Source organism: Streptomyces sp. NRRL WC-3626 (assembly GCF_000718785.1).
Classification (GTDB): Bacteria; Actinomycetota; Actinomycetes; order Streptomycetales; family Streptomycetaceae; genus Streptomyces; species Streptomyces edwardsiae.
Genome location: NZ_JOCA01000003.1, coordinates 380,041 through 405,695, shown reverse-complemented (window position 1 = coordinate 405,695; position 25,655 = coordinate 380,041). Strand labels below are relative to the sequence as shown.

Annotated in this window: 21 protein-coding genes, 4 tRNA genes and 1 other RNA gene; 13 read left to right on the top strand and 13 right to left on the bottom strand. The window is 73.6% G+C overall.

The genetic code is table 11. The features are described 5' to 3' along the window. The first annotated feature begins 14 nt into the window (after positions 1-14). From IF28_RS0107535 to IF28_RS0107500, 8 genes are all read left to right on the top strand, one after another. Complete coding sequence (locus IF28_RS0107535; protein ID WP_030215774.1) at positions 15-332, top strand: histone-like nucleoid-structuring protein Lsr2; 318 nt, start codon at positions 15-17, stop codon at positions 330-332. Between the two features lie 165 nt (positions 333-497). Next, positions 498-569 (top strand) — tRNA-Gly (locus tag IF28_RS0107530). Positions 570-666: 97 nt separating this feature from the next. After that, positions 667-742 (top strand) — tRNA-Gly (locus tag IF28_RS0107525). 129 nt (positions 743-871) lie between these two features. After that, positions 872-1,834, top strand: a complete 963-nt coding sequence (locus tag IF28_RS0107520) for an ABC transporter ATP-binding protein (protein ID WP_030215771.1) — start codon at positions 872-874, stop codon at positions 1,832-1,834. Then, positions 1,831-2,607: an ABC transporter permease gene (locus IF28_RS0107515; protein WP_030215768.1), complete on the top strand. Its 777-nt coding sequence runs from the start codon at positions 1,831-1,833 to the stop codon at positions 2,605-2,607. The genes IF28_RS0107520 and IF28_RS0107515 overlap by 4 nt, the downstream gene beginning before the upstream one ends. Before the next feature lie 32 nt (positions 2,608-2,639). After that, positions 2,640-3,863, top strand: a complete 1,224-nt coding sequence (locus IF28_RS0107510) for a sensor histidine kinase (RefSeq protein ID WP_030215765.1) — start codon at positions 2,640-2,642, stop codon at positions 3,861-3,863. After that, positions 3,860-4,474: a response regulator transcription factor gene (locus IF28_RS0107505; RefSeq protein ID WP_030215759.1), complete on the top strand. Its 615-nt coding sequence runs from the start codon at positions 3,860-3,862 to the stop codon at positions 4,472-4,474. The genes IF28_RS0107510 and IF28_RS0107505 overlap by 4 nt, the downstream gene beginning before the upstream one ends. A gap of 22 nt (positions 4,475-4,496) precedes the next feature. After that, positions 4,497-4,572: transfer RNA gene (locus IF28_RS0107500), tRNA-Gly, on the top strand. A 43-nt stretch (positions 4,573-4,615) separates the two neighbouring features. On the opposite strand, the gene IF28_RS0107495 is transcribed toward IF28_RS0107500, so the two are convergent. The 6 genes from IF28_RS0107495 to ffs all read right to left on the bottom strand — a co-directional run bounded on the left by IF28_RS0107495 (position 4,616) and on the right by ffs (position 13,118). Next, positions 4,616-5,515, bottom strand: a complete 900-nt coding sequence (locus tag IF28_RS0107495; RefSeq protein ID WP_030215756.1) for a phosphoribosylaminoimidazolesuccinocarboxamide synthase — start codon at positions 5,513-5,515, stop codon at positions 4,616-4,618. Positions 5,516-5,598: 83 nt separating this feature from the next. Next, on the bottom strand, positions 5,599-7,110 hold the full coding sequence (locus tag IF28_RS0107490; RefSeq protein ID WP_030215753.1) for a N,N-dimethylformamidase beta subunit family domain-containing protein: 1,512 nt from the start codon (positions 7,108-7,110) through the stop codon (positions 5,599-5,601). A gap of 223 nt (positions 7,111-7,333) precedes the next feature. After that, on the bottom strand, positions 7,334-9,127 hold the full coding sequence (locus tag IF28_RS0107485; RefSeq protein WP_030215750.1) for a membrane protein: 1,794 nt from the start codon (positions 9,125-9,127) through the stop codon (positions 7,334-7,336). 281 nt (positions 9,128-9,408) lie between these two features. Beyond that, entirely contained in the window at positions 9,409-10,695 is a 1,287-nt protein-coding gene (gene purD / locus IF28_RS0107480; RefSeq protein ID WP_030215747.1) for a phosphoribosylamine--glycine ligase, read from the bottom strand. Positions 10,696-10,784: 89 nt separating this feature from the next. Further along, entirely contained in the window at positions 10,785-12,971 is a 2,187-nt protein-coding gene (locus IF28_RS0107475; RefSeq protein WP_030215744.1) for a DNA polymerase III subunit gamma and tau, read from the bottom strand. A 48-nt stretch (positions 12,972-13,019) separates the two neighbouring features. Continuing rightward, positions 13,020-13,118, bottom strand: an RNA gene (gene ffs, locus IF28_RS37245) — signal recognition particle sRNA small type. Between the two features lie 72 nt (positions 13,119-13,190). Here ffs and IF28_RS0107470 point away from each other — a divergent pair. Further along, positions 13,191-13,278, top strand: a tRNA-Ser gene (locus IF28_RS0107470). Positions 13,279-13,391: 113 nt separating this feature from the next. Here the strand turns inward: IF28_RS0107470 and IF28_RS36215 are convergent. The 7 genes from IF28_RS36215 to IF28_RS0107435 all read right to left on the bottom strand — a co-directional run bounded on the left by IF28_RS36215 (position 13,392) and on the right by IF28_RS0107435 (position 23,026). Next, positions 13,392-15,140, bottom strand: a complete 1,749-nt coding sequence (locus IF28_RS36215; RefSeq protein ID WP_078620945.1) for a stealth conserved region 3 domain-containing protein — start codon at positions 15,138-15,140, stop codon at positions 13,392-13,394. Between the two features lie 14 nt (positions 15,141-15,154). Next, positions 15,155-16,852, bottom strand: a complete 1,698-nt coding sequence (locus IF28_RS0107460) for a stealth family protein (RefSeq protein ID WP_030215742.1) — start codon at positions 16,850-16,852, stop codon at positions 15,155-15,157. Between the two features lie 199 nt (positions 16,853-17,051). Next, positions 17,052-18,824 (bottom strand): copper resistance protein CopC, encoded by a 1,773-nt coding sequence (locus tag IF28_RS0107455; protein WP_030215740.1) that lies wholly within the window; start codon positions 18,822-18,824, stop codon positions 17,052-17,054. A gap of 261 nt (positions 18,825-19,085) precedes the next feature. Beyond that, entirely contained in the window at positions 19,086-19,856 is a 771-nt protein-coding gene (locus IF28_RS0107450) for an SDR family NAD(P)-dependent oxidoreductase (protein WP_030215738.1), read from the bottom strand. After that, a complete protein-coding gene (locus IF28_RS0107445) occupies positions 19,853-20,332 on the bottom strand; it encodes a cupin domain-containing protein (RefSeq protein ID WP_030215735.1) in 480 nt (159 codons plus the stop codon). Before IF28_RS0107445 ends, IF28_RS0107450 begins: the two co-directional genes overlap by 4 nt. Continuing rightward, positions 20,329-20,931, bottom strand: coding sequence for a GNAT family N-acetyltransferase (locus IF28_RS0107440; protein ID WP_030215733.1), 603 nt, complete (start codon positions 20,929-20,931; stop codon positions 20,329-20,331). The genes IF28_RS0107445 and IF28_RS0107440 overlap by 4 nt, the downstream gene beginning before the upstream one ends. Next, positions 20,924-23,026, bottom strand: a complete 2,103-nt coding sequence (locus IF28_RS0107435) for a penicillin acylase family protein (protein ID WP_106982004.1) — start codon at positions 23,024-23,026, stop codon at positions 20,924-20,926. Before IF28_RS0107435 ends, IF28_RS0107440 begins: the two co-directional genes overlap by 8 nt. A 91-nt stretch (positions 23,027-23,117) precedes the next feature. Between IF28_RS0107435 and IF28_RS0107430 the strand changes: the two genes are divergently transcribed. The 4 genes from IF28_RS0107430 (at position 23,118) to IF28_RS0107415 (ending at position 25,639) form a co-directional block, all read left to right on the top strand. Next, positions 23,118-23,834 (top strand): siderophore-interacting protein, encoded by a 717-nt coding sequence (locus IF28_RS0107430; RefSeq protein ID WP_030215728.1) that lies wholly within the window; start codon positions 23,118-23,120, stop codon positions 23,832-23,834. Positions 23,835-23,858: 24 nt separating this feature from the next. Continuing rightward, positions 23,859-24,452 (top strand): HhH-GPD-type base excision DNA repair protein, encoded by a 594-nt coding sequence (locus IF28_RS0107425; RefSeq protein ID WP_030215725.1) that lies wholly within the window; start codon positions 23,859-23,861, stop codon positions 24,450-24,452. A gap of 143 nt (positions 24,453-24,595) precedes the next feature. Continuing rightward, the gene (locus tag IF28_RS0107420) at positions 24,596-24,892 is read left to right on the top strand and encodes a type II toxin-antitoxin system VapB family antitoxin (protein ID WP_030215722.1); all 297 of its coding nucleotides are present in this window, start codon (positions 24,596-24,598) and stop codon (positions 24,890-24,892) included. A gap of 135 nt (positions 24,893-25,027) precedes the next feature. Continuing rightward, a complete protein-coding gene (locus IF28_RS0107415; protein WP_030215719.1) occupies positions 25,028-25,639 on the top strand; it encodes a LytR C-terminal domain-containing protein in 612 nt (203 codons plus the stop codon). Positions 25,640-25,655: the final 16 nt, after the last annotated feature.

Genomic DNA, 25,655 nt, shown 5'->3' with positions numbered 1-25,655 from the left:
AGGGACCGATATTCGTGGCGCAGAAGGTCGTGGTCACTCTCTTTGACGACATCGACGGCTCGGAAGCGGCGGAAACGATCGCCTTCGGACTGGACGGCAAGTCGTACGAGATCGACCTCAATGAAACCAATGCCAGGAAACTGCGTACGGCGCTCGAGCCCTACGTGGACGCCGGCCGCAAGCGGTCGCGCTCCGGCAAGACGTACCGGCAGACGGAGGTCGCCCCGGACCCGGCCGCGGTCCGCGCCTGGGCCCAGGCCAACAGGATGGACGTCCCCGCGCGCGGGCGGATCCCCAAGAAGGTCTACGAGGCGTTCGCCGCAGCGCGGTGAGCCGGCCGTGCGCCGGCCACCCGGGGTACGCCGTTCGGGTGGACCGTGCCGACGGCCGGTCACCCGCCCCTCGCGGCAACCGACTTGCGCAGCACCCCCGCTGATCAGCTAGAGTCTGGAGCACGCCGAGGGGCGAGGCTGAAAAGCCGAAGCCCCGAAGTGCATGCGGGTGTAGTTCAGTAGTAGAACATCCCCCTTCCAGGGGGAAGGCGCAGTGTGCAATTCCTGTCACCCGCTCTGCATCGCCGTACCGGTCTCTTGGGGGTCCCCCCTCCGGGGGAGGATCAGGTAGGCTGGTGCCCGCGCCGATCGGTGAGAGCCGGTCGGAGGCATTGCGGACGTAGCTCAGTTGGTAGAGCGCAACCTTGCCAAGGTTGAGGTCGCGAGTTCGAGCCTCGTCGTCCGCTCCAGATCAAGACCCCGGTCATCGACCGGGGTCTTTGTCGTATGTACCCCCTCCGGACCCGTCTGACATTTGTCATGTCCTGTGATGACAGCCCGCACTGCCGGACCGCCCCCGCCGCCGGAATGCTCGAAGCATGGAAGCGAACGAACACGAACACGTGATCGAGGTCACCGGCCTGCGACGTGTCTACGGGGGCGGGTTCGAAGCGGTCCGCGGGATCGACTTCTCGGTACGGCGCGGCGAGATCTTCGCCCTGCTCGGCACGAACGGCGCGGGCAAGACCTCCACCGTCGAACTCCTCGAAGGCCTCGCCGCCCCCGCCGGCGGACAGGTCCGGGTGCTCGGCCACGACCCGTACACCGAGCGTGCCGCCGTACGGCCCCGCACCGGGGTGATGCTCCAGGAAGGGGGCTTCCCCTCCGAGTTGACCGTCGCCGAGACCGCCCGCATGTGGGCCGGCTGTGTCAGCGGGGCCCGCCCCGAGGGGGAGGTACTGGCGCTGGTGGGCCTGGAGGCGAAGGCCGGTGTCCGGGTGAAGCAGCTCTCCGGCGGCCAGCGGCGCAGGCTGGACCTGGCGCTCGCCCTGCTCGGCGACCCCGAGGTGCTCTTCCTCGACGAACCCACCACCGGACTCGACGCCGAAGGCCGCCACGACACCTGGGACCTGGTGAGCGCCCTGCGCGACCGCGGTACGACCGTCCTGCTCACCACGCACTACCTGGAGGAGGCCGAGAACCTCGCCGACCGGCTCGCGATCATGCACGAGGGCCGCATCGCCGTCACCGGCACCCCGGCCGAGGTGACCGCCTCCGAACCGTCCCGGATCACCTTCGAACTCCCCGACGGCTACTTCGTGGGCGACCTGCCGCCCCTGGCCGCGCTGGGCGTGAGCGACCACACCGTCGACGGCCGGACCGTCCGGCTGCGCACCCGCGAACTGCAGCGCGCCGCCACCCGACTGCTGCTGTGGGCGCAGGAGACCGGAGTGGAACTGCGCAGGCTGGACGTGCGCTCGGCATCCCTGGAGGAGGCGTTCCTCGGGATCGCCAAGGACGCGTCGGCGGCCACGGCGACGAAGAAGGAGTACGCGGCATGAGTACCGCCATGACCACGCCGGTGAGCCGGATGACCGCCCTCGCCCGCGCCGAACTGACGCTGCTGGGCCGCAGCAAGGGCACCCTCGTCGCCGCGCTGTTCGTACCGCTCGTCCTGCCGCTCAGCGTGCGGTCGGCCGCCCAGGAGATGGACCTCGCCGAGGTGGGACTGACCCCCGGCACCGTCGTCCTGCCCGCCGCCGTCGGCTTCTCCCTGCTGTTCGCCGTGTACTCCGCCCTCGTCGGCGTCTACGTCGTCCGCCGCGAGGAACTGGTGCTCAAGCGGCTGCGCACCGGCGAGCTGCGGGACGCCGAGATCCTCGGCGGGTCCGCGCTGCCGTCCGTCCTCACCGGGCTGACGCAGTGCCTGGTGCTGATCGCGGCCTGTGCGGTGCTGCTGGACATGTCCGCGCCGTCCGCACCGCATCTGGCCGTCCTGGGCCTGCTGCTGGGGCTCGCGATCTGCGCCGGGCTCGCGGCCGCCACCGCCGGCCTCACCCGCACCGCCGAGAGCGCCCAGGTCACACCCATGCCGCTGCTGATCATCTCGATGATGGGCTCCGGCATGTTCGTCCCGCTGGAGTTCCTCCCCGACCGGCTGGCCTCCGTCTGCGAGCTGCTGCCGCTGACCCCGGTGGTCACCCTGGTGCGCGGCGGCTGGACCGGCGACCTGTCGGCGGCCGAGACCCTGGGCGCCCTCGCGACGGCGGTGGCCTGGACCCTGCTGGCGGTGTTTGCTGTACGGCGGTGGTTCCGCTGGGAACCCAGGCGCTGACGTAGGCGACGGCAGGGACGGAGCACGAGCGGATGAGCAGGCCGGGCGGCTGGTGGCGGCGCAAGAGCACACCGGCGAAGGTCGAGACGTACACGAGGTGGTCGTTCCACTTCGTCTGCCTCAGCGAGGTGGCCGCGATCGGGCTCTCGTCCTTCGCCCAGGTGGGAGGGCGGCTCGCCGTCGTCCTGCTGCTGCTGGTCGCGGTGCACGCGGCGGTGGGCATGGCGGTCGTCTCCCGGGCCCTGGACTGGACCCGCGGCCGGCGCCCGCAGCCCGTACGGCTGCTGTGGACGTTCGGCGTGCTGAGCGCGTCGCTCGCGGTCGCCGCCCTCGGCATCGCGGAGCACGGGCCCTCGGGCGACGGCGTCGACAGCGCCGCGGGCTCGGTCTTCGGGGCCGCGCTCAGCTACGGAGCGGGCATGATCACGCTCGGGATGCGCGACCGGCGGCGCGTCCTCGCCCTCGTCGGCGGGTTCGGGGCCGGAGCGGGCCTCATGTCCTGGGCACTGGGCGTGTCCGGTCCCGTCGCGCTGGCGACGGCCGCGATCGTGCTGGCCGGCGCCGGTTTCATCGCCTTCACCGCGGTCTTCTCCGTCTGGCTGCTCAACGCCGTCTTCGCCCTCGACGAGGCGCGCGAGACCCGCGCCCGGCTCGCCGTCGCCGAGGAGCGGCTGCGGTTCGGGCGGGACCTGCACGACGTACTGGGACGGAACCTCGCCGTGATCTCGCTCAAGAGCGAACTCGCCGTGCAGCTGGCGCGGCGTGAACGGCCCGAAGCGGTGGAGCAGATGATCGAGGTGCAGCGCATCGCCCAGGACTCCCAGCGGGAGGTGCGCGATGTGGTGCGCGGCTACCGGGAGGTCGACCTGGAGGCCGAACTCAGCGGTGCGCGGGGAGTGCTGAGGGCGGCCGGGATCGACTGCGAGGTGACCGGCGACACGGCCGGACTGCCGGGTGAGGTGCAGTCCGTCCTCGGCTGGGTCGTGCGGGAGGCGACCACCAACGTGCTGCGGCACGGGGACGCGAAGAAGTGCACCGTGTCGGTGCGGAGGCCTGAGGGGCGTGTGGTGCTGACGGTGCGCAACGACGGGGCCGCGGCTCCGTCCGGCAAGGGCGGTTCGGGACTCGCGGGGCTGCGGGAGCGGCTGTCGGCGGTGGGCGGCACGCTGGACGCCGCGCTCACCGGACAGGGCGAGTTCCTGCTGGTCGCGGAGGTCCCGCTGACGGCGGAGACGGTGCTGGAGGTGGCGTCGTGACGGACGTCGTCCGTGTGCTGCTCGCCGACGACGAGCATCTGATCCGGGGCGCGCTGGCCGCCCTGCTGTCCCTGGAGGACGACCTCCTCGTGGTCGCCGAGGCGGCCTCCGGGCCGGAGGCGCTGGCGATGGCGCGGGCACACGTCCCCGATGTCGCCGTACTGGATCTGCAGATGCCCGGCGCCGACGGTGTGAAGGTCGCCACATCCCTGCGGACGGAGCTGCCCGGCTGCCAGGTGCTGATCGTCACCGGTCACGGGCGGCCCGGACATCTGAAGCGGGCGCTCGCGGCGGGGGTGCGCGGTTTCGTGCCCAAGACCGTCAGCGCCCGGCAGCTCGCCGAGATCATCCGCACCCTGCACGCGGGAAACCGGTACGTCGACCCCGAGTTGGCCGCCGACGCGATCGCCGCCGGTGACTCACCGCTGACCGCGCGCGAGGCCGAGGTGCTGGAGCTCGCCGCGGACGGCGCGCCCGTGGCGGAGATCGCGGAGCGGGCCGCGCTGTCCCAGGGGACCGTGCGGAACTACCTCTCCTCCGCCGTCTCCAAGCTCGGCGCGGAGAACCGTCATACAGCGGTTCGTCTCGCGCGGGAGCGGGGTTGGGTATAGTAGGTCCCGCGCCACGGCGCATGCGAACGTAGCTCAGTTGGTAGAGCGCAACCTTGCCAAGGTTGAGGTCGCGAGTTCGAACCTCGTCGTTCGCTCCACAGGAAGGCCCCGGTCGGTTCGACCGGGGCCTTCGTCGTGCGCTCAGCTCCAGGTGGTGCCGGTGAGGCGCTCGTAGGCCTCCACGTACTTGGTACGGGTCGCGTCCACGATCTGCTGCGGCAGCGGCGGCGGGGGCTGCTCGCTCCTGCGGTCCCAGCCCGACTCGGCGGAGGTCAGCCAGTCGCGTACGAACTGCTTGTCGTACGACGGCTGTGCGCGGCCCGGCTCCCACTCCTCAGCCGGCCAGAAGCGGGACGAGTCGGGGGTGAGCACCTCGTCCGCGAGGACCAGGGTGTCGCCGTCGAAGCCGAACTCGAACTTGGTGTCGGCGAGGACGATGCCCCGGTCGCGGGCGATGTCCCGGGCGCGGGTGTAGGCGGCGAGGGTGGCCTGGCGCAGCTGGGTGGCGGTCTCCGCGCCGACCTGGCGGGCCACCTCCTCGTAGGAGACGTTCTCGTCGTGCTCGCCGACGGCGGCCTTGGTGGCCGGGGTGAAGATCGGGGCGGGCAGTTCGGAGCCGTCGACCAGCCCTTCCGGGAGGGCGAGGCCGCACACCGTACGGGTCTCCTCGTACTCGGCGAGGCCCGAGCCGGTGAGGTAGCCGCGGGCCACGCACTCCACCGGGACCATGTTCAGCGACTTGCAGATCAGGGTGCGGCCCGCCCAGTCGTCGGGGGCGCCGGCCGGGAGGCCGGTGCTCAGGACGTGGTGGGGGAGCAGGTCGGCGAGCTGGTCGAACCACCACAGGGAGAGCTGGGTGAGGACCCGGCCCTTGTCGGGGATCTCGGTCGGCAGCACCCAGTCGTAGGCGGAGACTCTGTCGCTCGCGACCATCACGAGGTCGCCCGCCTCGCTCCGGTACAGCTCGCGCACCTTGCCGGTGTGCAGATGCACCAGGCCCGGAACCTGGATCGGCTCGGGCTTTTCTACGAATCCGGACACGGTTCCTCCGCGTGGTTCTGTACAGGTACGTCGATTCTCCCGTATGCGCGGACGGTTCTCCCTATGGGGGGCCGCGGGCCAGGTCAGTCGCGTTTGCAGATGCGGTCGAGGAGGTTGGCGGTGGCGCGCTGGACGCGGGCGTCGGTGTGGCCGGGGCGGTCCAGGGCGGGGGACCAGGCGAACGTGCCGGAGGCGAAGACCCAGGCGCCGGAGGGGGCCCGGTAGAGGGAGGTCTCCTGGTGGCGGCGGGCGCCCTGGCGGTCGGTGTACGGGGAGTGCGCGAGCAGCACCCGCTCCTCGTGCGCGGGCAGCGGGGTGCGCGGGTAGTAGCGGTCCGCCTCGGCGGCGACCAGGCCCTCGATGCCGTCGCCCTCGTGGGCGCCGGTCGACTCCCACATCCAGTGCCCGGCGTTGCGGACGATCAGCGGATACGGCCGCGGCACGGGGCCGGCGTACTGGATGCCGAGGAGCTGCTGCTCGGCGCGGTCCTGTTCGCGCCACAGGGTCGGCCTGCCCGGGCCCCGGCGTTTGCGGCAGGTCAGCAGGCGGGCGGGGCCGGACGGGGAGGGGGCGAGCTCGACCTGCCAGTACAGGGTGTTGGCGGAGAGGAAGACGAGGGACGTGCCGTGCTCCCGGGCCCGCTCCACGGCGGTGCGCATGGGCGCCGACCAGTACTCGTCGTGGCCGGGGAAGATCACGCCCCGGTAGCAGGCGGGATCGATCCGGCCGGCGTGCAGGTCGCGGGCGTTCGCGTAGGCGAGGTCGTAGCCGTAGCGCTCGGCCCAACGGATGACGTCGTAGGCGTGGCCGACGTGCAGCGGGAGGCCGGCGCCCGCGTACGGGCGGTCGAAGGAGACGGTGGTGGCGGCGTCGGACTCGCCGAGCAGCCGGCCCTGCTCGTCCCAGGCGTGGTACAGGCTCGCGCCGGTGCGGCCGTCCTCCGGGTACAGGTTGTACGCCTGCCAGGTGATGTCGGGCAGCACGAGGAGGAGGTCCGCGGGGCGGGTGTCGCGGACGGTGAACGGGATGTGCGAGCGGTAGCCGTCGGCGGTGGTGAGGACGGCGACGTACGCGCCGGCGTTCCAGTACGACGGGACCGGTAACCGCCAGGACAGCCACCAGTGGTGGCAGGAGACGGTGCGGTCGGCGGTGAGCGGGGCGGGCTGCACCAGGCCGGACAGGCGCGGACTGGAGGTGATCTTCGTGGCGCCCTGGCCGTCGTAGTGACCGATGCGGTAGACGTCCACGTCGAACGGCTGGGGCGGGTCGACGGTGATGTGGAAGTCGATGGACTCCCCCGGGGCGACCGCGCCGGCGGAGCTGAATCCCTTGATCTGGCGGTGTACGTCGTCGGCGGCACGGGGTCCGACGGAACCGGAGCGGCGGGGGGCGGGGATCCCGGTCCCCTGCCTGGGGAGGGGGCGGAGGGCGGGCTGCTCCGGGTCCGGTTCCACGTACCAGGGGACGACCTGGCCGGTGTCGCCGAAGTACGTCTCACCGCCGCGCAGCCAGGGGAGGGGTCCCTGCCCGAAGGGATCGTTCACGGCGTGGGCGAGTGCCCCCGACTCCCAGCGGCGGATCTGCTCCGCGCTCATGGGCGCCCCCTCCCTCGAGCTATGTGCTTGTCGTATGTCGCGCGCTCATGCCCGTGGGCACGAACGGTCCCAGCACATCACATTACGCACGCACTCCGTCACCGTTCGTCTTCGATTGACCGAAAGTGGAAGGGGGTGTTCCGGAGCGGGGCCCGGGGTTCTGGGACACCCGGGGGTTCCGAGGGGCAGGGCCCCGGGGCCTGGGAATCCGAGGCCGAGCGGCTCAGACGAGGCGTACCGGCTTCTCGGGGCGTATGCCCTGTCGGGCCAGCCACTGACGGAGGGGGGAGGGGTCGCCGTCCTCGATGAGGGTGAGGACCTGGGAGGACAGGTCGCCGGCCCGTCCGCCGCCGAGGAGGAGTGTGGGGCCGTCGAGCCAGTCGAGCCCGGGGGTGGCACCCGCGGTGTCCATCGCCGTACAGCAGACCATCGCCGTGATGTGGTCGGCGAGCAGCTCACGGGCGGTGCGCGGGGGCTGGAGCGGGAAGAGGGGCAGCGCGTGCTCGTCCCTCCGCGGGGCGGTGCCCCGCGGACCGGAGGCCGCGGCGGCCTCCTCCCGGCCCACCTCGGCACTGAGCCGGGCGGCGAGGTCGGCGCTCTGGGGGGTGGTGGGGGTGGGGTCCTCGTCGTCCGCGCCCGCGTCTCCCGGCGCGAGCGCCGAGGCGGCGACCGCCGAGGCGGCGACCGCGGCGCTGGACCGGATGGGGTCCGTCGGTTCCTCCCCCGCGTCCGCCGGGGAGGGCGCCGGAGTGGTCAGGTGGGTCAGGACCCGGGAAAGGGACGGAGCGTCGCCGGGGGCCGGGGGGACGTGGAGGACGTCCAGGACGCGGTGGAGGCGGGCCGCGTCGGTGCGCCACTTGCGGTCGACGACCTCCTCCGGATAGTCGCCCCAGTGGACCGGGAGCCAGTCCGGCCCCGTCTCCGCGGGCCCGCCGTGGAAGAGGCGGGCGGCGAGGAGCGAGGTGGCCTCGTCCATCGTGCCGGGCTCCTCCAGCAGGTCGCACGCGGGACGCTCACCGAGACGGGAGGCGAAGCCCTCCGCCAGCCGGTCCCGGCGGGACAGCTCGGTCAGCGCCGCCACCACTCCCGCGCTGAGCCGCGAGGGCCAGCGGCCCATCCGCCAGGCGGGCAGCGCGACCCGGGTGAGCAGCCGGTCCCAGCCCGCGTAGGCGAGGCCCACCTGCTCCTGGGCGACGATGCGCTGCCCGTAGTCCACAGCCTGTGCACGCTCGGCCGCCGCGGCGGCGACACCGCGCTCCATCTCGGCCGCGTGCCCCCGGCAGCCCCGCAGCAGCAGCCGGGTCACCCAGCCGGCGCCCGCGAGCATCCCGCGGACGACGGCAGGCCGGCCCGGCGCCGACGTCACGGCCACCGCCGCGTCCAGCCCCCGCACGAAGCGCCGGGCGGCGGCTATGTCCGGATGCGCCGAAGGTCCCGTACCGGCCACGACCGGGGCGAGGACCGCGCGCAGCTCGCCCACCCGCATCCACCACAGGAACGGCGAGCCGATCACCAGCACGGGCGCCGCGGTCCTGGCCCGGGCGGGGCGGCCCGCACCGGCTATGTCGCCGCGCTCCTCGGCGGGCGGCGGGCGCCCGTGCGCCGGGTGGGTGCGGTCCTCCAGCCAGCTGTCGCAGTCCGGGGTGAGCGCTATCGCGGAAGGGGCGGGAACGCCGAGCCGGTCGGCGAGGTCGCGCACCATCCGGTACAGGTCCGGGGCCGCGTCCTCGGCGACCGGGACCGTGGGACTCATGGCGGGCCGGGCCCGCGCGATGACCAGGGCGACCCCCGCGGCGGCGAGCAGCACGAGCACCGCGACCGGGGCGAGCACCCGCCGGGCGAGGTCCCAGCCGCCGCCCGGCAGATGGCCGGTGGAGCCGCCGACGAGGAGGACCACGGCGCCGGCGGCCGGCAGCAGCGCGACGGCCAGTGCCCGGCTGCGGATCCGCAGTACCGCCAGCGCGTGCGCCCGCGCGGACCGCGCGCCCGTCTCCGCTCCCGTTCCGCTTCCGCTCATGGCCCGACCTCACCCCCTCACGGGAAACCCGACGCTGTCCCGGCGTTGTCCATTCCCCCACTGTGGCACCCGCCACTGACACCGCAAATGCCGGTGGGCCAAGTGCCGGAACACTTGCGCGGCACCATAGTTGGGGCCCCGGTCCCCGTCAGCCGGTTGGCGCATCGCTCACCCGATGGAATGGCTTTGGGGAAAGGTGGGCGACGGACGGCAAGGGTCGGGCCCCGGATCCTGAGACGGATCCGGGGCCCGAGGCGTTCATCGACGCCGTGCGTCCGGGCTCACGCCTCGCGCGCCGCCTTCGCGGCGATGTCCGTACGGTGCTGGGAACCGTCGAGGCGAATGCGGGCGACCGCCCGGTAGGCGCGGTCGCGGGCCTCGGTGAGGTCCTTGCCCGTCGCCGTGACGGACAGCACGCGCCCGCCCGCGCTGACGACCGCGTCGCCGTCCCGCTTCGTCCCCGCGTGCAGGACGTACGCGTGCGGGGCGTCCTCGGCGGCGACCTCGTCCAGGCCGGTGATCGGGTCGCCGGTGCGCGGCGTGCCGGGGTAGTTGTGGGAGGCGACGACCACGGTGACCGCGGCCTCGTCGCTCCAGCGCGTCGGCTCCAGATGGGCGAGGTTGCCGGTGGCGGCGGCCATCAGCACGCCGCCCAGCGGGGTCTTCAGCCGGGCCAGGACCACCTGGGTCTCGGGGTCGCCGAAGCGGGCGTTGAACTCGATCACGCGGACACCGCGCGAGGTGATCGCCAGACCGGCGTAGAGCAGTCCGGAGAACGGGGTGCCCCGGCGCCGCAGCTCGTCCACGGTCGGCTGGAGAACCGTCTCCATGACCTCGTCGACCAGCTTGGGGTCGGCCCAGGGCAGCGGGGAGTACGCGCCCATGCCGCCGGTGTTCGGGCCCGCGTCGCCGTCCAGCGCGCGCTTGAAGTCCTGGGCGGGCTGGAGCGGGACGACCGTCTCGCCGTCGGTGATCGCGAAGAGGGAGACCTCGGGGCCGTCGAGGAACTCCTCGATGACCACGCTCCCCCGCTGCCCCGAAGGCCCGGGAGGTACCCCCATGCAGCCGGCGGCGTGCGCGCGGGCCGCCTCGACGTCGTCGGTGACGACGACGCCCTTGCCGGCCGCGAGACCGTCGTCCTTGACGACGTACGGGGCGCCGAACGCGCTGAGGGCCGCGTCGGCCTCCTCCGGCGTCGTACAGACGTAGCTGCGGGCGGTGGGCACGCCGGCACCCGCCATGACGTCCTTGGCGAACGCCTTGGAGCCCTCCAGGCGCGCGGCCTCCTTGGAGGGGCCGAAGACCGGGATGCCCGCGTCGCGCACGGCGTCGGCGACACCGGCGACGAGGGGCGCCTCCGGGCCGACCACGACGAGGTCCGCGCCGAGCCGCGCGGCCAGCGCGGTCACGGCGGCACCGTCGAGGGCGTCGACCTGGTGCAGCTCGGCGACCTCGGCGATCCCGGCGTTGCCGGGGGCGCAGTGCAGCGCCGTGACGTCGGGGTCGAGGGACAGGCTGTGGCACAGGGCGTGTTCGCGGGCGCCGCTGCCGATGACGAGGACCTTCACGGGGGTCAGCCTAACGGGAGACGGCCGCTTCGCCTTGTGCGGGCTTCCGAAGGGGCGGGCGGAGCGCGCTCGTACGATCCTCCACACCCCTATTCGTTGGTGAGCTCCTCGACGACCGTCGCGCCCAGCTCGCGGACCAGGAGTTCCTGCCCGGAGAGGGCGGACTCGTCCAGGTCGGGGTCGTCGTCCTCGGGGATGTCGTCCTCCGGCGAGACGGGGGGCGGCGGCTCCGGGGCGGAGGGGCGGGGTGCCGGGGCGGGCGCGGGTGCGGAGGGGGCGCTCGCCGGCCGGGCGGGCCCCGCGGCGGGGGCGCCCGGCTGGGGAGCGGACGGCCGCTCGCCGTATCCGCCACCGCCGCTGCCCCGGCCGCCGCCGGGCGGGCCGGCCGGGGCGGGCGCCCCCATGCCTCCGCCGCCGCCACCGGACGGGTCGACGACGGCCTCGATCTTCCAGTGCACGTTGAACTGCTCGGCCAGCGCCTGCCGCAGCACGTCCTCGCTGCCGCTGCCGGCGAAGTTGTCCCGCGCGCCCGCGTTCACGAAGCCGATCTGGAGGGTCGTGCCGTCGAAGCCGGTCACCTGGGCGTTCTGGCTGAGCAGGATCCAGGTGAAGCGGCGCCGGTTCTTGACCGTCTCCAGGATGTTCGGCCAGAGCACGCGCGGGTCGGGCCCGCCGCCACCGCCCGCGGACGGCGCGGGGGCCGCCTGCGGGGCCGGCGCGGGCGCGGACGCGGGTGTGGGAGCAGGGGCCGGAGCCGGAGCCGGGGCCGGGGCCGCCGGAGGCTGGCCGCCGCCCGTCGGGGCGGCCGTGGGCCAGCCGCCCGGCCGGCGGCCGGCGCCGCCACCGGCGGAGGCCGCGGTGGGCCAGGCGCCGGGAGCGCCGGAGGGCGCCGGGGCGGCAGCGGGGGGCTGCTGCTGAGGGGGCGCGGGCGACGCGGGCGCGGGAGGGGGCGCGGGAGTGGGTTCGGGTGCCGGACCCGGCCCCCGCACCGCGGCCCGGGCGGCGGCGGGTCCGCCCCCCGGCTCCACGGAAGCCTGCGCGGGCGCCCCGGCATGGGCCCCCGGCCCGGGAACGTACCCCACGGCCGGCATGGCGGCACCGGTGCCCGGCGAGAAGTTCACCCCGCGCTCGATCCGGTCCAGCCGGGCCATGACCGAGCGCTCGTCGCCGTACGCGGCGGGCAGCAGCACGCGCGCGCAGATCAGCTCGAGCTGAAGGCGCGGCGAGTTGGCGCCGCGCATCTCGGTCAGCCCCTCGTTGACGAGGTCGGCGGCACGGCTGAGCTCGGCGGCGCCGAAGGTGCCGGCCTGTGCCTGCATCCGCTCCATGACGTCGGCGGGGGCGTCGATGAGCCCCTTCTCGCCGGCGTCGGGCACGGCGGCGAGGATGACGAGGTCCCGCAGCCGCTCCAGCAGGTCGGTGACGAACCGCCGCGGATCGTTGCCCCCCTCGATCACGCGGTCGACGACCTCGAAGGCGGCGGCGCCGTCACCGGTCGCGAAGGCCTCGACGACGGAGTCCAGCAGCGAGCCGTCCGTGTACCCGAGCAGGGAGGTGGCCATGGCGTAGGTCACACCCTCCGCCCCGGCACCGGCGAGCAGCTGGTCCATGACGGACATCGAGTCCCGCACGGAACCGCCGCCGGCCCGCACGACGAGCGGCAGCACGCCCTCGTCGACGGGGATGTCCTCCTGACCGCACACCTCGCCGAGGTAGTCCCGCAGTGTGCCGGGCGGCACCAGCCGGAACGGGTAGTGGTGCGTACGCGACCGGATCGTCCCGATGACCTTCTCGGGCTCGGTGGTGGCGAAGATGAACTTCAGATGCTCGGGCGGCTCCTCGACGACCTTGAGCAGCGCGTTGAAGCCCGCCGACGTGACCATGTGGGCCTCGTCGATGATGTAGATCTTGTAGCGGCTGCTCGCCGGCCCGAAGAACGCCTTCTCGCGCAGGTCACGGGCGTCGTCCACGCCACCGTGCGACGCGGCGTCGATCTCGATGACGTCGATCGAACCCGGCCCGTTGCGCGCGAGGTCCTGGCAGGACTGGCACTCCCCGCACGGCGTCGGCGTGGGGCCCTGCTCGCAGTTCAGACAGCGCGCCAGGATCCGCGCGCTGGTGGTCTTGCCGCATCCGCGCGGACCGCTGAACAGGTACGCGTGATTGACCCGGTTGTTCCGCAACGCCTGCTGCAACGGGGCGGTGACATGCTCCTGCCCGATGACCTCGGCGAACGACTCCGGGCGATAACGGCGGTACAGCGCGAGAGACGACACGCATACGAGGTTATAGGCGCGCACTGACAACCCGCCCGGACGCCCGTGAACACAAGCGCCCCCCACGCACCCGCCAGAGCCGACCTACCCTTGCTGCCTTCCGGCCCTGGGGGAGTTCAGTCAGATAGCGCCGCGTGAGGGGCTACGCAGAGGCTACCCCATGTCGCGGGCGGGGAACGAGTTCGCGAGCACTCCTCTCGGTCATGTAATGTTCCGACCGGAGGATTCGCCTAGTGGCCTAGGGCGCACGCTTGGAAAGCGTGTTGGGGGCAACCCCTCACGAGTTCGAATCTCGTATCCTCCGCCAGTGCCTCACCGGGCACTAACGTCGAAGGGCCCCACCGCTTGCGGTGGGGCCCTTCGACGTTGTCCGTGTCACAGAGCGGCGAGGGCCTGCCCTACCTGCTCGGGGCCCTGTGGTCATTCGTGGGGGCCGGCCTCTGCCCGGGTGGGGCGGGGCGCGGGGCCTCGTAGTGGCTGGGGTAGGGGGTCGAGGAAGGTGTGGAGGACCGGGAGGGCCGCCGACCGGGTCTCCGGGGTGGTGTCCACGTCGTTGAGGCAGAAGAAGTCGATGTCCTCGCCGGCCGCGAGGCGGTCCAGGCGGCGGCGCATGTCCGGGGTGCCCAGCTGGACGTAGCGGAAGCGGTAGTCGGCCGGGACGGCACGGCCGGTGGCGATCGCCCAGTGGTGGTGGAGGGTGGACGCCGGGGCCACGTCGGCGGTGGAGCGGAACCGGGAGTGGGCGGTCCGTTCGAGCTCGCCGATCCCGAGGCTCTCCATCTCGCGCATCACCGACAGCAGCTGGGGGTGCGGGGTGTGCAGCGACTTGTGGGTGATGTACCGGCCGTGGAAGCGGCGGATCACCTCGCGGGCGTTCTTGCCGGCGGAGTTCGGGGCCGGCTCGAGGGGGTGCGGGGGGCCGGCGCCGAGCTTCAGCGGGGAGAGCGGGATGCGGGCGATGCCGTTGCCGTGGAAGAAGTGCCCGGCGCCCACCGGGCGGTTGATGAAGACGTCGTCGTTGAAGTAGAGGTAGTGCTCCGACAGGCCCGGTATGTGGTGCAGGCGGCTCTCGATCGCGTGCGAGTTGAAGACGGGCAGCGCGTCCGCCGGGAGGATGTCCCGGTGGTCGATCACGGTCAGGCCCGCCGCGTCCGGGTCCAGCCAGGCGGGGAGCTGGGAGTCGGTCACGAGGTAGACGCGCCGGACGAACCCGGCGTACATCTCCAGTGAGCGCAGCGCGTACCGCAGCTCGTCGTGGCTGGTGTAGCGGGAGGGGCCGGTCTCGCGCGGGGCGATGCCGTGAGAGAACTCCTGGTGGGCGCGGCGTTTCGCGGCCAGTACCGGGTCGTCCCCGTCCACCCAGGTGAACACGGCGTCGACGGGGAAGCACACCTCGTCGACGCCCGGCTCGGCGAACGGGGCGTACGTCGGCACCCCGCCCCGGCGGCGCGTCACCGCGGCGGGGCGGCGCGCGGCCGGCGGGAGCACCTCCGTCACCGGGTTGCGGCGCGGGGCGACGAGGGCCGGACCGAAGACGTCGGGGAGCTGGGCGCCCGGCACGGTGAGCCAGCCGGGATCGGCGCGGACGTCCCGGCCCCGGCGCCAGAACTCGATGTCGCAGCCCGCCTCCAGCCCGCTGAGCACCTGCCCTCCGGGGCCCAGGCGCACCAGTCCGGTACGGAGGACGGCGGCCCGCCGCAGCGCCCGCGGCAGCTTCCCGTCGGCCCACAGCGCCGCGGCGGTCACGGCACCGTCCGGTCCGACGGCACCGACGTATCCGGCGGTGCCGGCGAAGCACCGGGCGGCCCGGGAGAGCACCGCGCCGCGGTGGGTCTCCTCGACGCCGACGACCTGGCGCGGAGCCCCCGTCCCGGGGCCCGCGGAGACCAGGAAGTAGGGGACGCCGAGCCCTTCCAGCAGCGTGCACACCCGCTCGAGGTCGGTCTCGACGGCGTCCGCCGCCGTGTAGCCGGCGACGGTACGGCCGTACAGCCGGGTCGGTCCGAAGCTGACGCGGCGCAGTCCGGGGACGGCGGCCCGCAGCCGCCGCCGGGCCGGGGCCGTCCGCAGCGCCCAGAGCCGGGCGGCCGGCCAGGGGAGCAGCCGCGCCAGCAGGTGCCGGGCGGCCCGGACACCGGTGGGCGCCGCGACGCGATGACGGAGGTCCATGCCCGCCGCCCCCGTCACGGCTGCTTCTCGTAGGGGCTCGCGAAGGGGAAGTAGTCCTCCAGGAAGGCGTGCATCCGGGCGCCGACCGGCTCCCGCTCCTCCGGTGGCACGTCGACGTCGTTGAGGCAGAAGAAGTCGAAGCGGCGGCTGCGGCTCAGATCGGCCAGGCGCGCCCCGGCGTCGGGGCGGCTGATGTTGACGTACCGGTAGCTGAACCTCCCGGGCACTCCGTGGCCGGTCATCAGCGCGTACTGGTAGAGCAGCGGGGCCGTCACCGCGATGTCCTGCGGGGAGCGGAAGCGGGACGCCGTGGTGCGGGCGATGTCCCCGGGGAAGAGCTCCTCGAGGGTGCGCAGGGTGTCGCGCCGCTGCGGCAGCGGGGTGTGCAGGAAGTTGTTCGTCGTCATGCGGCCGAATTTCTCCAGCAGCAGCGCGCGGACGTTCTTTCCCGCGGAGTTGGTGGCCGTCTCCTCGGCGTGCGGTTTTCCTATTCCGATCTTGAGCGGGGAGACGGGGACCTTCATCAGACCGCTGCCGTGGAAGAAATGTTCGGCGGTGACCCGGCGTCCGACGAATACGTCGTCGTTGAAATAGAGATAGTGCTCGGACAGGCCGGGGATGTGGTGCAGCCGGGTCTCGATGGCGTGCGAGTTGAACACCGGCAGCACGTCCGGCGGGAAGATGTCGCGGTGGTCGACGACGGTGATCCCGGGCGCCGTCCGGTCCAGCCAGTGCGGTGTCTGACCGTCGGTCACGACGTAGATGTGGCGGACGAAGTCGGCGTACATCGCGAGCGAGCGCAGCGAGTACTTCAGCTCGTCGTGGCTGGTGTAGCGGGAGGCGTTGGTCTCCTTGTCCAGGATCTCGGCGATGCCGCCCTCCTGGTACCGGGCCCGTTTGGCCCGCATCGCCGGCTCCTCGCCGTCGACCCAGGTGTAGACGACGTCCACGGGGAAGGTCACGTCGTCCACGGTCGGCAGGGTGAGCGGGGCGAAGGCCGGCAGTTCCCGGTCGCCGACGCGCACCGTGGCCGGCTTCTGCTCGGCCGCCGGGAGGACGTCGGTGACGCCGTTGTTCCGGGGCGCGATCAGGGACTCGGCGAAGACGTCCTCGGACGCCTGCGGCTGCACCCTGGCCAGTTTCCGGGGCCCGTCGGCGGAGGCGAGGAGCTGCGCGCCGTCCTCCCAGAACTCGACGTCGCAGGCGAGTTCGGGCCCGGCGAGCAGCTGGCCGGCGGGCCCGAGGTGGTTCTCGCCGATCCGCAGGACGGGCGCGGTGCGCAGCGCGGACGGCAGTACGCCGTCCATGAACAGGGCGGGATGCCTGAGCTGTCCCCCGGGCAGCGGCCGGCCGATGAACACCGGCTGCCCCGCGTTGAGCGCCTCCAGGGCGGTGAGGAACCGCTCCCGGTCGACGGCGTTCACCCCGACCGTGTGGCGGGTGCGCGATGCCGGTACCAGGAAGTGGGCGATGCCTTCCCGCTCCAGCGCGTCGACGACCAGAGCGAGGTTGGCGGCGGCGGCCTCCGCGGCGCCGAACCGGGTGACGACCCGTCCGTACAGCCGCTGGCCGCGCACCGCCACCGGGCGGAACTCCGGGGCCGTGTCCGCCGCTCTGCGGCGTCGCCGCAGGGTGCGCAGCTGCCACACCCGCTCGGCGGCCTTCCGCTCGACTCGCGGCCCCACCCGCCGGACGAAGGAACGCATGGTCACGTTTCCGAGCTCCTCTGCCTGGACCCCTGAACACCCCTGCGTCAGCCAGACATACGCGCGTAACGGAAGGTTGTAGAGAAGTTCCCGGGGAATTTACGGAACGCCCCTTTTCGATCTTGAATGGGGCGGGGGAATCCCCGGGCGGAGTGATCGGAAATGCGCGGGCGAGGTGTGGAAATGCGCAGGCGGGATGCGGTGATCAGCGGGAGATCCGTACCTGGCGGGTCTCGCTCACCTGATCCACTTCGGAGACCCGGATCGTCATCTTCATCGTCCAGGTGCCCTCGAGGGGGAGATTGAGGTCGCTGGTGGCCCAGTAGCCGCCCCGGTCGGTGACCTTCGCGTCGATGGGGCCGATGTCCTTCGCCCCGAGGGTGAAGGAGATTCGGAGTTCCGGTACGAAGCTCAGGGCGCCCCGGGGGTCGAAGACCACCGCCTGGAGGCCGTTCTCGCCGACCCGGCCCGGGTCCATCGTGAGCTGGACGGTGCCCCGGCCGCCGGGGGTGCCCGCGTCGTAGGGGATCGTGAACGCCTCCGCGCCGGGAAGGCCGGCCACCTGCGGCTCGGGGGCCTTGGCCGCCTCGGCCTCCGCGCGGGCGGGGAGGGTGCCGGTGAGCACGGTGGTGACCAGGAGGACGAGCACGGCGACGACGACCTCGGCCAGTACCGAGCGGCGCAGGGCACGGCGGTGAAGGCCCTCCCGCGCGTCCGGTCCGTCCGGTCCGTCCGGCGCCGGGGACACGGGCCCCGTCGCCGGCGGGGAGCCGGGTGCCCCCACGAGTTCCGGTACGCGCTGCCCGGCCTCCGCCGAGGCCGTCGCCGGCCGGGCCAGCAGGGCCGTCCAGCGGCGGGACATCGCGGCCGCCAGCAGCAGGAAGAGCGTCGCCGCGAGCTTGACCGTGAGGGTCTTGCCGTACGTCGTCTCCAGCAGCGCCGTCCAGGAGCCGAGGCCGCGCCAGGACTGGTAGACGCCGGTGACCACGAGGACGGTCACCGAGGCGAAGGCCAGCCGGGAGAAGCGGGCGACCGTGGCGAGGGGCGGCGGGGTCTGCGCGCGGTGCAGGGTGAGGAGCAGCGCGGTCAGACCGCCGAGCCAGCACGCCATCGCCAGCAGATGGAGCACGGACGACGTCATGGCCAGCGGTACCTGGATCCCGGCGGAGGCGTGCTCGGCCGCCGCCCAGGTCAGGGCCAGGGCGACGGAGAGTGCCGCGCCGGCCGCCAGCCGGGTCCGGGGGGTGCGGTGCCGCAGGAGCGGTACGAGCAGGGCCGCCGTGAGGAGCAGGGCGACGCGGGTGAGCAGGGCGAGGCCCGGCCGGCCGGTGAGGGCGCCGGTGAACGCGTCCGGGTCGAAGGCGGTCGCCGGTGAGGTGCCCCTCTCGTACGGGGCGCGCAGGACGAGGAGGGCGGCCGTGGCCGTCAGCAGGGTCCACCAGCCGATGAGCAGGGGCGCCCGCAGCGGGGCGGTGTCCGGCGGGCGGCACAGCGCCGCGAAGGCCGCCGCGCCGATGAGCAGCGCGGCGGCGGTGTACGCGAGATAGCGGCCGGTGTCGTAGAGGCTCTTGGTGACCGGATGTTCGGCGTGGTCCGCCGGTGCGGCGGGCGGGGTGGGCGAGGGTTTGCCGATGGAGAAGCTGAAGGCGCCGGAGACCGGGTGGCTGTCGGCGGAGATCACCCGCCAGGCGACCGTGTAGGTGCCGTCGGCGAGGCCGCCGGGCAGCTTGGCGCGGGCGGTGTCGGAGGCGTCGTCCGCGTGCCGCGGCTCGCCGAGGTGGATGCGGCGGTTGTCGGGGCTGTAGACGCGGAAGGAGTCCTCCAGCAGGCCGACGGACTCCGTGAAGGTCAGGGTGATGTGCGTGGGCGCGGACTTGAGGACGCTGCCGTCCTCGGGGTCGGCTCCGCGGAGGGCGGCGTGGGCGCTCGCCGGGGCCGCGCCGCCGAGGAGCAGGACCAGCAGGGTGCCCAGCAGCACCAGCCCTTGAAGTCGCCGGGGTCCGCGGCCGCTCCGGATTCCGTCCCGTCCGCCATCGCCCGCCGCCCCGCTCCCGCGTCGCTCCACGTCCTACCCGCCTCCAGGCCATCCGGCTACGAGACAGATACGGACGGCGGGCGCGGTCTGCTCACCGCTTCACCGGGTCGTCCCGGCCCAGGCCACTGGGTGCTTCACCAGGTGGGCCGCGCCGAGACCCCTGCGTGGCTCACCACGTCGGCCGAGCCGGAACCCCTCCGCGGCTCACCAGGTCGGCCGGGCCGAGACCCCTCCGTCGACCAGCAGGTCGTGGCCGGTCACCCAGGAGGCGAGCCGGGAGGCGAGGAACACGCAGGCGTCGCCGATGTCCTCGGGGCGGCCGAGCCGACCCACGGCGGACGCCCGCCGCCAGCGCCGTACGCCCTCCGGCCAGGCCTCTTCCAGGCCCTCCCGGTCGATCAGGCCGGGCGAGACGGTGTTGACGCGCACGCCCCAGGGGCCGTACTCCTGGGCCGCCGAACGGGCGTGCATCACCACCGCCGCCTTCGACGCGCCGTAGTGCGCGTGGGCGGGGGCGGGGCTGTGCGCCTCGACGGAGGCGATGTGGGTGACCGTGCCGCCGTCCTGGTCCCGCATGAGCCGGGCCGCGGCCTGGGTGCAGGCGAAGACGGAGGTCAGGTTGGTGTCCACGACCGTGCGCCATTCGGCGGCCGTCATCGCGGCGAGGTCGCGGACGGGCTGGACGCCCGCGTTGTTGACGAGGGCGGTCAGCCGGCCGCCGCCCCACTCGGCCGCCTGCGCCACCACGCGGTGGCAGGCGTCCTCGTCGGTGAGGTCGGCCCGCAGGACGACCGCGCGGCCGCCCGACTCCCGGATACGGCCGGCGGTCTCCCGCGCGGACGCCGTCGCCGTACGGCAGTGCAGTGCGACGGCCGCGCCCTCCTCGGCGAACCGCAGCGCGATGCCCCGTCCGATGCCGCCGCCCGCGCCCGTGACCAGGGCGGTCTGTCCGTCGAGCAGTCCTTCGCGGCTCATGGCCGGCTGAGTTCCCCGATGAGCGTCGCCCGTTCGGGGTAACGCGCCGTCAGTTCCGCCGCGTCGCCGTGCTCGTAGCCCTCGAAGGTGAACCCGGGTGCCATGGTGCAGCCGAACAGCGTCCACGCGCCGCCCGCCGCCACCCGCGCGCCCATCCAGGTGCCGGCCGGGACGGTGAGCTGGACGTGGTGGCCGCCGAGGACGTCCGGGCCGAGCACGGGCGTACGGCCGGTGCCGTCGGGGTCGAGGAGCAGCAGCTGGAGCGGGTCGCCGAGGTGGTAGTGCCAGATCTCGTCGGACGGCAGCCGGTGCAGGGCGGAGAAGTCGCCGGGGGAGCCGGTGAGCAGGGCGACGATGGCGGTGCCCTCGGGGCGGCCGTCGGGGCGTACGGGACCCGCCCAGGTCTGCCGGAACCGGCCGCCCTCCTGGGGGATGGGTTCCAGTCCGTAGTGGGCGACGAGGTCGTCGGGGGTCACCTCGCGAAGGCTACCTCGCGGGTGAGGAAGGCGAGCTGGGCCTTCTTCTCGGGCAGATACACGTCCGGGAGGTCGATCTCCGGGAGGACGACCACGGGCCCGGCGGTGAAACCCTGCCGCAGGAAACGGGCGACGGCCTTCTCGTTGGCCACGTCCGGGTCGACCACCACACGCGTGCGGTCCAGTCCCACCAGCACGTATGCGGCGATGGCGCCCACCAGGGCGGCGGTCCAGCCGGGCTGCCCGCTGTCCGCGGGGGCGATCAGCAGGTGGACGCCGATGTCGCCCGGTTCGACCGGGTAGCAGTCACCCACACGGTCGGCGCCCGGTTCATACGTCTGGAGCAGCGCGGCGGGCGTGCCGTCCTTGAGGACGAGGTGGGCGTGATGGGTGCCGAGGGTGGCCATGTGGGCGTAGATCCCGGCGACCTGCCGCTCGGTCAGGCCGTTCATGCCCCAGAAGGCGGCGCGTTCCCCGCTCACCCAGCGGTGCAGCAGGGGCGCGTCGGCGGCCGGGTCCAGCGGCACAACGCGTACGGTGCCGAAACCGTCGACCACCTGTTCGTGCAGGGCCGTTCGGGGGGCGTACGGGTCAGACATCGGTCTCCTTCGTGAGCCGCGCCCAGTCGGTGACGACCGGGGCCAGGTCGCCGGCGAGCCACAGGGGCCGCTGGTCGCGGTGGTGGGGTGAGCCGGGTACGCCGGAGGCGCCCAGCGGCACCACCCAGCGGCTGTTCTCCCGTTCGGCGAGATCCCAGACGTAGCGGGCGGCGGGGCCCCGCGCGGCGAGGTCGGTCAGACCGGGCACGGAGGAGGTGCACAGCACGCAGTCGTGGTCGCCGGAGAGGCCGGGTTCGTCGTACGGCGTGGCCGGCGGCAGCGCGCGCCAGGGGGCGAGCCGGTGGGCGTCGCCCCAGGTACCGGCGGGCGGCCGGGCGGCCACCTCCTCCAGTGCCTCGCGGACGATCGCCGGACGGTCGACGCCGAACAGCTCCCCGGCGCCGAGAAGATGTTCGAGGGCGTACCCGACCCGGGGCAGGAGGGCGAGCCAGGGCCGGAAGACCTCGGGATACGCGGGCGGCACGGCCAGCGCGGCGAGCCCGGGATGCCCCGCGATCCGCCGCACGACGGCACCGCGCACGGCCGCGAACACGGCCGCGTCGGCACTGCCGGCGTCCATCCGCCGGTCCCAGCGCAGCAGCCGGTCGCGCAGGGCGGCGGCGGGGGCGGTGAGGGGCGGGGTGTCCAGGTCGGCGACGAGGTTCAGGAGCGGGGTCGCCGAGGCCAGGTGGGTGTCCGTGTGGATGGTGGACATGTCGGCCGCGGACCAGCGGGTCCGGCGTGCCAGCAGTGCGGTGATGCGGTCGGCGCGGTGCGGCGGGGCGAACTCGACGCCCAGCGGGGCCGACGGTCCGCGCTGGTTCGCCATCACGGCGACGCCCTCGGTCAGTCCCGCGCGGGGCGGCTCGTGCCAGCCCCGCCACTCGTACCCGGGCTCCCACGCCGGCACCACGCGCGTGCCGTTGGCCTCGGCGCGGACCGGGACCCGGCCGGCCACCCGGTGCAGGGTGCCGCCCTCGGTGTCGGCGGCCATGACCACGTTGACCGGCTCCACCCACCGGTCGACGGCCCGGTCCACGTCGACGGTCCGGCGGGCCCGCAGCAGTGGCAGCAGGGCGCCGAAGCCGAGGTCGCCGGTGACGCGGGGCGGGTGGCGCAGGGCGACGGCGAGCGGGGGCCCGCCGGGCTCGGGAACGCCGTCGTCGAGGCCCTCGGGGCCGCCGATGACGACGGGGCCCCGGCCGGTTTCGATGACCTCGACCTCGACCGGCTCCTCGCCCGCCACCTCGACGGTCTCGGTGTGCCGGGCGGCGCGGTGCCACGTACCGTCCGGGCCGAGCGCCTCCACTCCGGCGCCGGTGCGCCGCAGCCGCTCGCGGTAGAGGTCCTGGTAGTCGGCCATGGCGTTGGTGATGGCCCAGGCGACGGTGCCGGTGTGGCCGAAGTGGGCGATGCCGGGGACGCCGGGCACGGCGATGCCGACGACGTCGAACTCCGGGCAGGACAGGCGGATCTGCTGGTAGACGCCGGGGTCCTCGATGAAGCGGTGCGGGTCCCCGGCGATGACCGCGTGCCCGGTGACGGTGCGCTCCCCGGCGACCAGCCAGCCGTTGCTGCCCGAGGTGCCGGGCCCGTCGGCGGCGAACAGACCGACGGCGTCCGCACCGAGCCGGGCAAAGACGTGCTCACGCCAGAGCTTGGCGGGGAACCCGGCGAACAGGATGTGCGTGGCGAGCCACACCGCGAGCGGCGTCCAGGGCTCCCAGCGGCCGGGGCGCAGGCCCGTACGGGCGAACTCGGGGGCGGTCCCGGCCGCGAGGGAGGCCAGGGTCTCGTTCACGCCGGTCACGTAGGACCGTGTCCACCGCGCCGTCTCCGGGTCCGTGCGCAGCAGTTCGGTCCAGCAGCGGCGGGCCGTGTCGGCCAGGCGGGCACGGCGGGCGAAGCGGTCCCAGGGGAGGGCCTCGGGGCCGAGGAACGACGCCGAGGTGCCCTGCGCGCGGTGCCGTTCGACCTCGAGCTGCCAGGCCCGGTCGAGCGCGGTGACCCGGCCCTGGGCGTGGGCGAGCTCGTTCGCGCTCCCCGCGCGGAGATGGGGGATGCCCCAGGGGTCCCGGAAGATCTCGCCACCCACTGCGCCCTCATTTCTCATCAGGCATTTCTCATTAGGTTAGGCTCGCCTAAGTAGAACCGTGACGGAATCGTACGTGAAGGGTGAAAAGACGATGGCGCAGGGGCGGGGTTGGGAGGGCGCGGTCCTCAAGCTGTTCCGCGCGAAGGACTTCACGTTCACCGTGACCGGCACGGAGGACGTCACCGCCGGCTACCGGCGGCTGCGTCTCACCGACGGCGGGATGCTGGCGGCGACCGGCGTCCACCCCACGATGTGGGTACGGCTGTGGTTCGACAACGCGGGCAAGCCGCACCAGCGGGCGTACACCCTGGTCGACCCCGACCCGGCGGCCGGCAGCTTCGGCCTGGAGTTCGCGCTGCACGAGGGGTGCGCCAGCGACTGGGCCAGGGCGGCGAAGCCCGGTGACACCGTCGGGGCGACCGTGCAGGGCACGGGGTTCGAGGAGCCCGCCCCGGCGCCCTCCCGCGTCTTCGTGGTGGGCGACCCCGCCTCGCTGCCGGCCGTCAACTCCCTGCTCGGAGCACTGGGGTCCGCCCCGGCGACCGTATGGTTCGAGGGCACCCTCGACGGACTGCCCTGGCGGGCCGACCCGGACCGGCACGAGGTGCGCGAGGTGCCCCGGTCGGGGACGGCGCTGGTCGAGCGGGTACGGGCCGACCTCCCCGCGCTGCTGGCGTCCACCCCGGACCCGTACGTCTGGATCGCCTGCGACACCGCGACCACCCGCACACTGTCGGCGTACGTACGCAAGGAGCTCGGCGTGCCCAGACAGCGGGTGCACGCGCTGGGGTACTGGCGGGCGGGCTGAGCCGGGACGCGCGATCATCGGGGCATGGACGTCACCCTTCACCTCGCCCAGGACCCCGACGCCGACGCGCTGCTGGGCCGCAGCCCGCTCGCCGCGCTGACCGGGATGCTGCTGGACCAGCAGATCCCGATGGAGTGGGCCTTCAAGGGGCCGGCCACGATCGCCCGGCGGCTCGGCGCGGACGATCTGGACGCGCGGGAGATCGCCGCGTACGACCCCGAGGCGTTCGCCGCGCTGCTCTCCGACAAGCCGGCCGTGCACCGCTATCCGGGTTCGATGGCGGGCCGTATCCAGCAGCTGTGCCAGTACCTCGTCGAGCACTACGACGGTGACGCCGAGGCCGTCTGGCGGGGCGTCACCGACGGCGAGGAGCTGCGCCGACGGCTGGAGGAACTGCCCGGCTTCGGCAAGCAGAAGGCCCGGATCTTCCTCGCCCTGCTGGGCAAGCAGCTCGGCGTACGGCCCACCGGCTGGCGGGAGGCCGCGGGCGCGTACGGCGAGGAGGAGTCCTTCCGCTCCGTCGCCGACATCACCGGACCGGAGTCGCTGGCCAGGGTGCGGGCGCACAAGCAGGAGCTGAAGGCGGCGGCGAAGGCCGCGAAGAAGTCCGGCGCGTGACGCCCGCCCCGCGAAGGTGACCTGACCGTGATCGGTCGTATCAGATCACCATCCCGTTTCCTCCCGTATTCGGTGGCCTTTTCCGGCGCCGCGCTGCGCCACCATGGCTGCGCCCGGAACGCGTTGACCGGTAGGCTTTCCGTGTGATCTTCAAGCGCATCGGAAACGGCCGGCCGTACCCCGACCACGGCCGGGAAAGCACCCGGTCGTGGGCGGACGTCGCGCCGCGCCCGGTCCGCCTCGATCAGCTCGTGACGACCAAGCAGCAGCTCGACCTCGAGACCCTCCTCGCCGAGGACTCGACCTTCTACGGCGACCTGTTCGCGCATGTCGTGAAGTGGCGGGGCGACCTGTACCTGGAGGACGGACTGCACCGCGCGGTGCGGGCCGCGCTCCAGCAGCGCCAGGTGCTGCACGCCCGCGTGCTGGAGCTGGACTGACGCCCCCTCCGGCGACCGGCGGGGCCGCGATCTGACCCTTTCGGGTTGGAGTGCACCCAGTCGGATGATCATCTGGTAGGCAGAGCCGCCCGGGCGCACTACGCTGCGCTCATGAGCATGCTCACTCCACCCGGCATGGGCGGCCAGTACCGCATCACGGGTGACAAGTACCCGCGGATGCGCCGGCCCCGGCGACGCGGCAGGCTCGTCGTCCTGACCGTCGCCTCCGTCGCCGTACTCGGCGTGGGCGGCTGGGGCACTCTCCAGCTCATCGAGGTGTTCACCGGCGGCGGCGACTCCGCCTCCGCGGTCGGCACCAAGGCGGCGTGCGCCGACAAGGCGAGCCGCACGGTCGCGCCGAAGGTGCTTCCCCGGCCGGGGACGATCACGGTCAACGTCCTCAACGCCACGACGCGCGGCGGGCTCGCCCAGAAGACCGCCGACGAGCTGAAGAAGCGCGGCTTCAAGGTCGGCGAGGTCGCCAACGCGCCGAAGCAGTACGACAAGAAGGTCAAGGGCACCGGTGTGCTGCTCGGGCCGGCCGCCGCCCTCGACACCTCGCTGCCGGTGCTCGGCGCCCAGCTCGCCGGTGCCGAACGCCGTACCGACCCGGCCCGCAAGGGGACCGAGGTCGATCTGATCATCGGCGACAAGTTCCAGGCCCTGACGGGGAAGGCGGACGCCGACCGGGCCCTGGCCGCACTGGCCGATCCCGAGCCGACGCCCGCCTCGAAGAAGAACTGCTGAGAAGGGGCGGGGCCGG

What these genes read in the sequence shown, in the direction of transcription:
- IF28_RS0107430 (WP_030215728.1), top strand. Translation starts at nt 23,118, where the DNA reads ATGGCGCAGGGGCGGGGTTGGGAGGGCGCGGTCCTCAAGCTGTTCCGC.
- IF28_RS0107425 (WP_030215725.1), top strand. Translation starts at nt 23,859, where the DNA reads ATGGACGTCACCCTTCACCTCGCCCAGGACCCCGACGCCGACGCGCTG.
- IF28_RS0107520 (WP_030215771.1), top strand. Translation starts at nt 872, where the DNA reads ATGGAAGCGAACGAACACGAACACGTGATCGAGGTCACCGGCCTGCGA.
- IF28_RS0107510 (WP_030215765.1), top strand. Translation starts at nt 2,640, where the DNA reads ATGAGCAGGCCGGGCGGCTGGTGGCGGCGCAAGAGCACACCGGCGAAG.
- IF28_RS0107415 (WP_030215719.1), top strand. Translation starts at nt 25,028, where the DNA reads ATGGGCGGCCAGTACCGCATCACGGGTGACAAGTACCCGCGGATGCGC.
- IF28_RS0107440 (WP_030215733.1), bottom strand. Translation starts at nt 20,931, where the DNA reads ATGTCTGACCCGTACGCCCCCCGAACGGCCCTGCACGAACAGGTGGTC.
- IF28_RS0107515 (WP_030215768.1), top strand. Translation starts at nt 1,831, where the DNA reads ATGAGTACCGCCATGACCACGCCGGTGAGCCGGATGACCGCCCTCGCC.
- IF28_RS36215 (WP_078620945.1), bottom strand. Translation starts at nt 15,140, where the DNA reads ATGGACCTCCGTCATCGCGTCGCGGCGCCCACCGGTGTCCGGGCCGCC.
- IF28_RS0107490 (WP_030215753.1), bottom strand. Translation starts at nt 7,110, where the DNA reads ATGAGCGCGGAGCAGATCCGCCGCTGGGAGTCGGGGGCACTCGCCCAC.
- IF28_RS0107485 (WP_030215750.1), bottom strand. Translation starts at nt 9,127, where the DNA reads ATGAGCGGAAGCGGAACGGGAGCGGAGACGGGCGCGCGGTCCGCGCGG.
- IF28_RS0107450 (WP_030215738.1), bottom strand. Translation starts at nt 19,856, where the DNA reads ATGAGCCGCGAAGGACTGCTCGACGGACAGACCGCCCTGGTCACGGGC.